This window comes from Pseudomonas sp. MWU12-2020, from assembly GCF_023100605.1.
GTDB classification, from domain to species: Bacteria; Pseudomonadota; Gammaproteobacteria; order Pseudomonadales; family Pseudomonadaceae; genus Aquipseudomonas; species Aquipseudomonas fluorescens_H.
In genome coordinates, this window is record NZ_JALMEX010000020.1 from 46,999 (window position 1) to 58,082 (window position 11,084).

Annotated in this window: 9 protein-coding genes; 2 read left to right on the forward strand and 7 right to left on the reverse strand. The window is 60.9% G+C overall.

Translation table 11 applies throughout. The features are described from left to right. Positions 1-37 precede the first annotated feature (37 nt). The 7 genes from M0814_RS27785 to M0814_RS27815 all read right to left on the reverse strand — a co-directional run bounded on the left by M0814_RS27785 (position 38) and on the right by M0814_RS27815 (position 7,936). On the reverse strand, positions 38-964 hold the full coding sequence (locus M0814_RS27785) for an ABC transporter permease (RefSeq protein WP_103484557.1): 927 nt from the start codon (positions 962-964) through the stop codon (positions 38-40). Further along, the gene (locus M0814_RS27790; protein ID WP_103484556.1) at positions 964-2,070 is read right to left on the reverse strand and encodes an ABC transporter permease; all 1,107 of its coding nucleotides are present in this window, start codon (positions 2,068-2,070) and stop codon (positions 964-966) included. The genes M0814_RS27785 and M0814_RS27790 overlap by 1 nt, the downstream gene beginning before the upstream one ends. 15 nt (positions 2,071-2,085) lie before the next feature. Continuing rightward, positions 2,086-3,633, reverse strand: coding sequence for an ABC transporter ATP-binding protein (locus tag M0814_RS27795; protein ID WP_103484555.1), 1,548 nt, complete (start codon positions 3,631-3,633; stop codon positions 2,086-2,088). A 536-nt stretch (positions 3,634-4,169) separates the two neighbouring features. After that, positions 4,170-4,751, reverse strand: a complete 582-nt coding sequence (locus M0814_RS27800; protein ID WP_103484554.1) for a YigZ family protein — start codon at positions 4,749-4,751, stop codon at positions 4,170-4,172. A 7-nt stretch (positions 4,752-4,758) separates the two neighbouring features. Then, complete coding sequence (locus M0814_RS27805; protein WP_103484553.1) at positions 4,759-5,409, reverse strand: TetR/AcrR family transcriptional regulator; 651 nt, start codon at positions 5,407-5,409, stop codon at positions 4,759-4,761. 87 nt (positions 5,410-5,496) lie between these two features. Next, positions 5,497-6,885 carry a nucleobase:cation symporter-2 family protein gene (locus M0814_RS27810; RefSeq protein WP_103484552.1) on the reverse strand — a complete coding sequence of 463 codons (1,389 nt, stop codon included), beginning with the start codon at positions 6,883-6,885 and terminating at the stop codon, positions 5,497-5,499. A 130-nt stretch (positions 6,886-7,015) separates the two neighbouring features. Beyond that, positions 7,016-7,936, reverse strand: a complete 921-nt coding sequence (locus tag M0814_RS27815) for a LysR family transcriptional regulator (RefSeq protein WP_007968115.1) — start codon at positions 7,934-7,936, stop codon at positions 7,016-7,018. Between the two features lie 138 nt (positions 7,937-8,074). Between M0814_RS27815 and M0814_RS27820 the strand changes: the two genes are divergently transcribed. Then, positions 8,075-9,424: an aspartate aminotransferase family protein gene (locus tag M0814_RS27820; RefSeq protein ID WP_003221395.1), complete on the forward strand. Its 1,350-nt coding sequence runs from the start codon at positions 8,075-8,077 to the stop codon at positions 9,422-9,424. Between the two features lie 76 nt (positions 9,425-9,500). Then, entirely contained in the window at positions 9,501-10,994 is a 1,494-nt protein-coding gene (locus tag M0814_RS27825) for a CoA-acylating methylmalonate-semialdehyde dehydrogenase (RefSeq protein ID WP_003221397.1), read from the forward strand. Positions 10,995-11,084 lie beyond the last annotated feature (90 nt).

Here is an 11,084-nt window from a genome sequence, read left to right on the forward strand (position 1 = left end):
GCGGGCTTGCTCGCGAAGAGGCCCTTGCAAACAACCATTAATGCCCGGCCTGCCACGGCTGCCCTAGCGAAACTGGCGCATACAGCCGAGTCCGAACGGCATCCCGCGACAACAGCACCAACACCACAATCGTCGCCACATACGGCAGCATCGCCAGCAGACTCGACGGAATCGCCAGACCCAACCCCTGCGCCACCAGGTGCAGGATGCTGGCGAGGCCGAACAGGTACGCCCCGAGCAACAAGCGCCACACCCGCCAACTGGCAAAAACCACCAGCGCCAGCGCAATCCAGCCGCGCCCGGCGGTCATGTTTTCCGCCCACATCGGCGTGTACGCCAGCGACAGATACGCCCCCGCCAACCCGGCCATCGCTCCGCCAAACAGTACCGCCAGTGTGCGCACGGTCAGCACCGGCAAGCCCATGGCACTGGCCGCATCCGGGTTCTCGCCAACGGCCTGAATGATCAAGCCGACACGACTTTTGATGATCACCCACGCCATCAGCGCAAACAGCGCGAACGACAGATACACCAGCAAATCCTGGGCAAACAGCATCCGGCCGATCAGCGGAATTTCGCTCAAGTACGGAATCGCCAACGGCTCGAATCCGGCCAGCGGCTTGCCGACCCACGCCGCGCCGACAAAGGTCGACAGGCCCACACCGAAGATCGTCAGCGCCAGACCGGTCGCCACCTGATTGGCGTTGAACACCAGCGCCACCAGGGCAAACAGCGAAGACAAGAGCATCCCCGCGAGCATCGCCAGCAACACGCCGAGCCACAGGTTGCCGCTGTTGAGGGCGACGATAAAACCGATCACCGCGCCAAACAGCATCATCCCTTCCTGCCCGAGGTTGAGCACGCCGCTCTTCTCGCAGATCAACTCACCCAGCGCCACCAACAACAGCGGCGTGCCGCAGCGCACCATGGCGTAGAAAATATTGCTCAACAGATCGATATCCATCACAGCGCTCCGGCGGTTACGGCGGTGGTCGAAGTGCGCCGTGCCCAGCGCAGTTTCAGGCGTGGCCGATAGAGAATCAGCACGTCGCAGGCCAGCAGGAAAAACAGCATCATTCCCTGGAATAGTTGGGTGATCGCTTGCGGCAGATTCAGGGTCATCTGCGCGCTCTCGCCGCCGATGTACAGCAGCGCCATCAGCAAGCTCGAGAACAGAATGCCAATCGGATTCAGCCGGCCGAGAAACGCTACGGTGATCGCCGCATAGCCATAGCCCGGCGAGACTTGCGGCACCAATTGCCCGATCGGCCCGGTGACTTCGCAGACCCCGGCCAGCCCCGCCAAGCCGCCGCTGATCAACAGCGCGAGCCAGATCAGACGTTTCTCGCGAAAACCAACAAACCCCGCCGCACGCTTGTCCAGACCGAGCACCTTGATCTGGAAACCGACAAAGCTTTTCTGCAACAACACCCACACCGCAACCAGCGCGAGCAGGGCGAAATACACCCCGGCGTGCACCCGGCCATCCTCCATCAGCAGCGGCAGGCGACTGGCGTCGCCGAACATCGCCGACTCGGGAAAGTTGTAGCCGGCCGGATCCTTCAGCGGCCCGTGCACGCAGAACAGCAATAGGTTCAGCGCGATGTAATTGAGCATGATGCTGGTGAGGATTTCGTTGGCGTTGAAGCGCGTGCGCAGCCATGCCGTCAGCCCGGCCCAAGCGGCGCCGGCGAAGGTGCCGGTGAGCAGGATCAGCACCAGTGCCCAGCGGCTTTGCAGGTCGATGATGTTCACCGCCAAGGCGCTGCCGGCGAGTGCGCCGAGGAGCAATTGGCCTTCGGCGCCGATGTTCCAGATCCGCGCTTGATAAGCCACCGCCAGACCGAGTGCGCAGAGCAGAATCGGCAGCGCCTTGACCAGCAGTTCGGAGACGCCATACAGATCGCTGACCGGTGCGATCAACAGCGTATGCAAAGTTTGCAGCGGGTCATGCCCCAGGGCGATGAACAACAGCGAGCCGCAGCCGAGGGTCAGCAGCGCCGCCAGCAGCGGCGAGCACCACAACATCAGGCGCGATTGCTGGCCACGGGGTTCGAGGGAAAGCAGCATGTTGGGAAAACTCCGTCAGGCCGTGGCCGATGAATGCGCGTGGTTGATGTGCCCGGCCATCCAGCCGCCGACATCGCTCAGCAGGGTGTCGGTAGTGTTCTGCAGCGGCGACAGACGCCCCGCGCACAGGGCGCCGAGGCGGTCGCTGATCTGGAACAGTTCGTCGAGGTCTTCGGAAATCACCAGGATCGCCGCGCCGGCATCGCGCAGGGCAATCAGTGCGCGGTGAATGGTCGCCGCTGCGCCGACGTCCACGCCCCAGGTCGGGTGCGCGGCGATCAGCAGTTTCGGTTGCTGAAGGATTTCCCGGCCAAGAATGAATTTCTGCAGATTGCCGCCGGACAGGCTGCGTGCGGCAGCTTGCGTGCCCGGGGTTTTCACCCCGAAACGCTGAATGATCTGCTGGGCAAGGGCTTCGACTTTGCCGCGCTCGATCAAACCGTTGCGCACCAGTCCCTGTTGAAAGGCCGTGAGCAAGGCGTTGTCGGCAAGGCTCAGTTCCGGCACCGCGCCGTGGCCCAGGCGTTCTGCCGGAACAAATGCCAGACCGAGTTGGCGCCGCGCATCCGGGCGCAAATCGGCGACCGCTTGCCCGGCGAAACAAATGGTTATCGCGCTGTCGCGGGGCAGGGTTTGTTCACCGCTGAGCAGCGCCAGCAACTCATCCTGTCCATTGCCCGCGACCCCGGCGATACCGACGATTTCCCCGCTGCGTACTTGCAGGTTGATGTCGCTCAACGAGCAGCCGAAGGGGGCGGGGTTGTGCCAGCTCAAACCGTAGACCCGTAGAAAGTCCGTGCTGCCGCTGACTTTCGGGTATTCGCCGATCAACGCCGCCGCTGCGCCGACCATCATCTGCGCCAACTGCTGATCCGAGCATTCGGCCGGCACGCAATGCCCGGCGACGCGCCCGCCGCGTAGAACCGTGGCGCTATGGCACAGGGCGCGCACTTCCGCGAGTTTGTGGCTGATAAACAGAATGCTGCAGCCCTCGGCGGCGAGGCGGCGCAGGGTGATGAACAGTTCGTCGGCCTCTTGCGGCGTCAGCACCGACGTCGGCTCGTCGAGAATCAGCAGGCGAATGTCCTGCATCAGGCAACGAATGATCTCCACCCGTTGCCGCTCGCCAATCGACAGGCTGTGGACAAGTCGCTCCGGCTCCAGCGCCATGCCGTAGCGGCGCGACACTTGGCGAATCTTCGGCTCAAGCTGTTTCGGCGTGCCGGCCTTGGCGCCCATGGCCAGAGCAATGTTCTGCGCGACGCTGAGGGTTTCGAACAGCGAGAAATGCTGGAACACCATGCCGATCCCCAACTGTCGCGCCTGCGCCGGGTTGCGGATATTTACGCGCTGCCCCTGCCAGAGCATCTCTCCCGCATCGGCCTGGGTGACGCCGTAGATGATCTTCATCAAGGTACTTTTGCCCGCGCCGTTCTCACCGAGCAGCGCGTGGATTTCCCCGGGCGCGATGCACAGGTCGATGGCGTCATTGGCCAGGCAACCGGGATAGCGTTTGCTGATCTGGCGCAGTTGCAGGCGCGGCGTTGAATCTGGGCTTGGCATGACAGGCTCGACTGGCTTGGAGTTGTGCCTGTGGATAAAGCAATTTCCTGGCCATTGAGTCAGGAATCTTCGCATCCCTTGAGTGCGAACGGCTGGAGTAGGGCCTCGGCGGAAAGTCGGTGAATTCTTCGGCACCAATTGGGAGCAAAGGTGTTGATCAGGCTCCAGTTTTGCTCGCGGATATTTGGTTAAAAAACGAGCAAACTGTCGGGAGCTATGCAGAACCTGCGACTGCGCGAGTCATGAACGGGTTATCCACAGGTTGCTCCACAGTATTTGTGCGCAATCAGAAAACCTTGGCATAAGCGCGGGAGTGCTATCTCCCAATGGCGATAAACAGCTCTAACTGATTGTTTTTACGCGTAATTAAACTTTCTTCATGTGAATTGCGCGAAAAGTGAACAAATCCCGCAAAGCCACGTGACAGAAGGGTTACAGCGGAATGTACTCAGGTTATCCACAGTCGGGTGCACAGCAGATGTGGGCAAGTTATTGGAATAAAGGAATCCGTCGATGCCCTAAAAGATCGCAGCCTTCTAACGCTGTAGCACAATCCGCCCACGGCTCAAATCCGCCAGTTGCGTTTGCAGCAACTCGATCTGCGCCTCGCCCAGCGCCAACTGCAACTCCACGCCATTGGCGGTGAAGTTTTCTTCGACGATTAACCCACCCAGATCCGCCACCCGCAGCTTCACCAATGCCAATTCGGCAAAGCCGCAGGCGCAACTGAGCGGCACACGGCTGATCAACTCGACTTTCGCCGCCGCTTGCAGGCACTTGTTCGCGCCGCCGCCATAGGCCCGGGCCAACCCGCCAGTGCCCAGTTGGATGCCGCCATACCAGCGGATCACCAGCACTGCGACCTGATCGCAATCCTGCGCTTCGATGGCCGCCAGAATCGGTCGTCCGGCGGTGCCGCCGGGTTCGCCATCGTCGTTGCTGCGGTATTGCGCACCGAGCTTCCACGCCCAACAGTTATGCGAGGCGTTCAAGTCGCTGTGTTGTTCGAAGAACGCCTGCGCGTCGGCGGGGCTGCCGATCGGCGCCGCGAAGGTGATGAAGCGGCTCTTGCGAATCTCTTCGCGGTACTCGCAAAAACCGCTGAGGGTGAAAGGCATAAACGTCTTAAATAGTCGGGGTGAGGCCGCAGCCTTTGAGAATGATGCGGATCAGGTTGTTGCCGGCGTCTTCCATGTCCTGCTTGGTCAGCTTGCTGCGACCGCTGACGCGACAGATCTGCGTGGCGAAGTCGGCGTAATGCTGGGTGCTGCCCCACAGCAGGAAAATCAGGTGCACCGGATCCACCGGGTCCATCTTGCCCGCATCGATCCACGCCTGGAACACGGCTGCGCGGCCCTGGAACCAGGCGCGGTAATCCTGGTTGAAATACTCGGTCAGGCATTCGCCGCCACTGATCACTTCCATCGCGAAGATCCGCGAGGCTTGCGGTTGGCGGCGGGAGAATTCCATCTTGGCGCGAATGTAGCGGGTCAGCGCTTCGGCCGGATCATCCTCGGCCGTCAGGGTGTTGAAGGTGCTGTCCCACAGTTCGATGATGTTGCTCAGCACCGCCACGTACAACCCCAACTTGTTGGTGAAGTAGTAATGCAGGTTCGCCTTGGGCAACCCGGCATTCTGCGCAATGGTGTTCATGCTGGTGCCTTTGAAACCGTGACGGGCGAACTCGTCTTCGGCGGCTTTGAGGATGGTCTCTTCGTTCTTCTGACGAATGCGGCTGGCGGGTTTGCCGCCGTGAGCGGGGACTTCAAAGGTCATAGGCACTTCCGGTTTGTCTGTGGGTGCAACCAGTTGCGTTGATAACGCACCCACAGGCATCCGACAAGTCCTGATGCAATAAAACCGTTACGCCTGTTCGATCTTGTTCAGCGGCGCGGCGGATTCGACGCTGGTGGTTTTCGCCTCCGGCAGCAACAGGCACAAGATGATCGCGGTCAGGCCACCGCTGGTGATCGCCGAGTCGAACAGGTTTTGCACCAGTTTCGGCAACAGGTGCAGCAGGTTCGGTTGCGCGGCAATGCCCAGGCCGACGCCGAGTGAGGTGGCGATGATCAGCATGCTGCGTCGGTCCAGCGGCGACTGCGCGAGAATCCGAACACCGGCTGCCGCCACGCTGCCGAACATCACCAGGGTGGCGCCGCCGAGCACCGGTTTCGGGATCTGCTGCAGCACCGCGCCGATCATGGGGAACAGGCCAAGACAAAACAGAATCGCGCCGATGTACAGCCCGACATAGCGGCTGACGACGCCGGTCAACTGGATCACGCCGTTGTTCTGCGCAAACGTGGTGTTGGGGAAGGCGCTGAAAGTGGCGGCGATCATGCAGCTCACGCCGTCACCGAGCACGCCGCCGCGCAGTCGGCTTATATAAGAGGGGCCGCTGATCGGCTGGCGGGCGAGCATGCAGTTGGCCGTGAGGTCGCCGACGGTTTCGATGGTGCTGATCAGATAAATCAGCGCAACGGGCAGGAAAGCCGTCCAGTCAAAGCTGAAACCGAACTTGAACGGTGTGGGAAGACTGACCAGGGGCAAGTCAGGCAACGCCTGCGGAACCAGTTTGCCACTGAACCACGCGGCCAGACTGCCGAGCAGCAATCCGATGATGATTGCCGACAGCCGCACCCACGGCGTGTTCGAGCGATTGAGCAGGATGATCGTCAGCAACACGAACACCCCCAGCGCCAGATTGCCCGGCGCGCCGAAGTCCGGCGCATTGAAACCACCACCCAGATCGGTGATGCCGACCTTGATCAGACTGACGCCGATCAGGGTAATGACGATCCCGGTCACCAGCGGCGTGACGACCCGGTGCAACTGCCCGATGAAACGGCTGAGGACGATCTGTACCACGGCGCCGAAAAAGCACACGCCGAAGATCATCGCCAGAATGTCTTCCGGGCTGCCGCCACGCTGCTTGACCAGAAACCCGGCCGACAGCACCGCGCCGAGAAAGGCAAAACTGGTGCCCTGCAAGCAGATCATCCCGGCGCCGATGCCGAACGGCCGCCGCGCCTGAATAAAGGTGCCGACCCCGGACACCATCAGCGCCATGCTGATCAGGTACGGCAGATGCGCGGTCAGGCCGAGGGCCGAGCCGATCACCAACGGCGGGGTGATGATGCCGACGAAACTGGCGAGCACGTGTTGCAGGGCAGCGAGGATCGCGGCGGGTGGTTTGGGACGATCGTCGAGGCCGTAGATCAGGTCGCTGGACGTTTCAGAATCTGGCTGCATGGCTGAGGGCTTCTTGTTCAGGGATCGAGTTCAGCCTTCACTGCAAAAACCTGTCCAATTGCTCAGCTTTCAGGGGTTGCGATCGCCAAATGTAGGAGCTGCCGAAGGCTGCGATCTTTTGATCTTGCTTTCAACGCGTCGCAGCGAGGCTTTCGAGAAAGCTCTCCAGCACCAAATGAGGGCGCCGCCCCTTGCGCGTGACCGATGCCAGACTCAAATCATAAAACCGCGTTGTCGATTTCAGCGCACGCAAGCGCCCTTGCTGCACCCACAGGCTGGCGTAGTGATCCGGCAGATAACCGATATAACGCCCGGTCAGAATCAAAAACGCCATGCCCTCGCGGTCGGAAGCGCTGGCGGTGCAATTGAGCGCCTGGTAATGCGCCTGAATCTCCGCCGGCAAACGAAACGTCGGCGCAATTGCGTCCTGACTATTAAGACGTTCGTCATCCAGTTGCTTGTCATCGACATAGAACAGCGGGTGGCCGACCGCGCAATAGAGCAGCGAGCGCTCGCTGTACAACGGCTGATATTCCAGCCCCGACAGTGCGCTGGCCTGCGGCACCACGCCGACATGCAGGCGACCGTCGAGCACGCCTTGTTCGACTTCATTGGGCGCGATCATGCGGATCTGGATCTGCACGTCCGGCCCGCGCTCCTTCAGCTGGGCGAGGGCATGGGTGATGCGCATGTGGGGCAGGGTGACGAGGTTGTCGGTCAGGCCAATGATCAGTTCGCCACGCAGGTGCTGGTGCAGGCCGTTGACCTCGGTGCGGAAACTTTCCAGCGCACTTAACAGTTGCAGCGCTGACTGATAAACCTCGCGGCCCTCTTCGGTCAACGAGAACCCGGCGCGGCCACGCTGGCACAAGCGCAGGCCAAGGCGCTGTTCAAGATCGCTCATTTGCTGGCTGATCGCCGAGCGACCGATGCCGAGCACGGTTTCCGCCGCCGAGAAGCCGCCGCACTCCACGACACTGCGGAAAATCCGCAGCAGACGAATATCAAAGTCACTGACCTGGGCCAGCGGATCGGGGCGGCGACTGCTCATGCTGTTGTTCTCATTGTTTAGCAGGCTTCTAACTGAAGGTTAGAAAAGTTGGATTTCACCGACTTTATCCGCGTGGCAATTTAGCTGCAACAACGCTTTCTATCTCCCTGATGCTTATGCCCTGCGAGGTTTTGCCCGATGAACATGCCTGAAAACGCGCCGTCGCCACTGGCCAGCCAACTGAAGCTGGACGCGCACTGGATGCCGTACACCGCCAACCGCAACTTCCAGCGCGATCCGCGTCTGATCGTCGGTGCCGAGGGCAGTTGGCTGTTCGATGACAAGGGCCGCAAGATCTACGATTCGCTGTCCGGTCTGTGGACCTGCGGCGCCGGGCACACCCGCAAGGAAATCCAGGAAGCGGTTTCCAAGCAACTGGGCACCCTCGATTACTCGCCAGGCTTCCAGTACGGCCACCCGTTGTCGTTCCAGTTGGCCGAGAAAATCACTGACCTGACTCCGGGCAATCTGAACCATGTGTTCTTCACCGACTCCGGCTCCGAATGTGCCGACACTGCGGTGAAAATGGTCCGTGCCTACTGGCGCCTGAAAGGTCAGTCGACCAAGACCAAAATGATCGGCCGTGCCCGTGGCTATCACGGCGTGAACATCGCCGGCACCAGCCTCGGCGGCGTCAACGGCAACCGCAAGCTGTTCGGTCAGGCGATGATGGACGTCGATCACCTGCCGCACACGCTGCTGGCCAGCAACGCATTCTCCCGTGGCATGCCGGAGCAGGGCGGTATCGCCCTCGCCGATGAACTGCTGAAGTTGATCGAACTGCACGACGCGTCGAACATCGCGGCGGTTTTCGTTGAGCCGATGGCCGGTTCCGCTGGTGTGCTGGTTCCGCCTCAGGGTTACCTGAAGCGTCTGCGTGAGATCTGTGATCAGCACAACATCCTGCTGGTATTCGACGAAGTGATTACCGGCTTCGGCCGCACCGGTTCGATGTTCGGCGCCGAGAGCTTTGGCGTGACCCCGGATCTGATGTGCATCGCCAAGCAAGTCACCAACGGCGCGATTCCGATGGGCGCAGTGATTGCCAGCTCCGAGATCTACCAGACCTTCATGAATCAGCCGACTCCGGAATACGCGGTGGAATTCCCCCACGGCTACACCTACTCGGCCCACCCGGTGGCGTGCGCCGCTGGCCTGGCGGCACTCGACCTGCTGCAAAAGGAAAACCTGGTGCAGAGCGTGGCCGAGGTTGCCCCGCATTTCGAAAATGCCCTGCACGGCCTGAAAGGTTCGAAAAACGTCATCGACATCCGTAACTACGGCCTGGCCGGTGCGATTCAGATCGCGGCTCGTGACGGCGACGCCATCGTGCGTCCATTCGAAGCCGGCATGGCCCTGTGGAAAGCCGGGTTCTACGTGCGCTTCGGCGGCGACACCCTGCAGTTCGGCCCAACCTTCAACAGCAAGCCGCAAGACCTCGATCGTCTGTTCGACGCGGTTGGCGAAGTGCTGAACAAGCTCGACTGATTTTCCCCTCTATATATACCTGCGAATAACAGGCGCCCCATGCGGGCGTCTGTACACAAGAATTCAGGAGTTTTCGATGAGCGTTATCCCGCATTTGATCAATGGCGAACTGGTGACCGAGAACGGTCGTGCGGTTGATGTGTTCAACCCGTCCACCGGTCAGGCGATCCACAAGCTGCCGCTGGCCACCCGCGAAACCATTCAACATGCAATCGACGCCGCCAAAGCTGCGTTCCCGGCATGGCGCAACACCCCTCCGGCCAAGCGAGCCCAAGTGATGTTCCGTTTCAAGCAACTGCTGGAGCAGAACGAAGCGCGCATCTCGCAATTGATCAGCGAAGAGCACGGCAAGACCCTCGAAGATGCTGCCGGTGAACTGAAGCGCGGTATCGAGAACGTCGAGTTCGCCTGCGCTGCCCCGGAAATTCTCAAGGGCGAGTACAGCCGCAACGTCGGCCCGAACATCGATGCCTGGTCGGACTTCCAGCCACTGGGCGTGGTTGCCGGTATCACACCGTTCAACTTCCCGGCGATGGTGCCACTGTGGATGTACCCGCTGGCGATCGTCTGCGGTAACTGCTTCATCCTCAAGCCGTCCGAGCGTGACCCAAGCTCGACGCTGCTGATCGCTCAATTGCTGATCGAGGCCGGTCTGCCGAAAGGCGTACTGAGCGTGGTGCATGGCGACAAGACTGCAGTGGACGCGCTGATCGAAGCGCCGGAAGTCAAAGCGCTGAGCTTTGTCGGCTCGACGCCGATTGCCGAGTACATCTACGCCGAAGGCACCAAGCGCGGCAAACGCGTTCAGGCGCTGGGCGGGGCGAAGAACCATGCGGTACTGATGCCGGATGCGGATCTGGACAATGCGGTCAGCGCGCTGATGGGCGCAGCGTATGGTTCTTGCGGTGAGCGCTGCATGGCGATTTCGGTCGCGGTGTGTGTCGGTGATCAGGTGGCGGATGCGCTGGTGGCGAAACTGGTCCCTCAGATCAAGGCGCTGAAAATCGGTGCCGGCACTTCGTGCGGTCTGGACATGGGCCCACTGGTAACCGGTCAGGCGCGGGACAAGGTCAGCGGTTATGTCGATGACGGCGTGGCAGCGGGCGCAACCCTGGTGGTCGATGGTCGTGGCTTGAGCATTCCGGGTCATGAAGAGGGCTTCTTCCTCGGCGGCTGCCTGTTCGACAACGTCACCCCTGAAATGCGCATCTATAAGGAAGAGATCTTCGGGCCGGTGTTGTGCGTGGTCCGGGTCAACAGCCTGGAAGAGGCGATGAAGCTGATCAACGATCACGAATACGGCAACGGCACCTGCATCTTTACCCGTGACGGTGAAGCAGCGCGTCTGTTCTGCGACGAGATCGAAGTCGGCATGGTCGGCGTTAACGTACCGCTGCCGGTACCGGTTGCCTACCACAGCTTCGGCGGCTGGAAGCGTTCGCTGTTCGGCGACCTGCATGCCTATGGCCCGGACGGTGTGCGCTTTTACACGCGTCGCAAGGCCATCACTCAGCGCTGGCCGCAACGTGCGAGCCATGAAGCTTCGCAATTCGCGTTCCCTAGCTTGTAAGTAGAAGGCACGACGAAGGCCGACCTCTAGAGGTCGGCTTTCGTGTTTTCGGGGCTTTTTGACCGATATGACAGAAATGTGAAAAAAGCT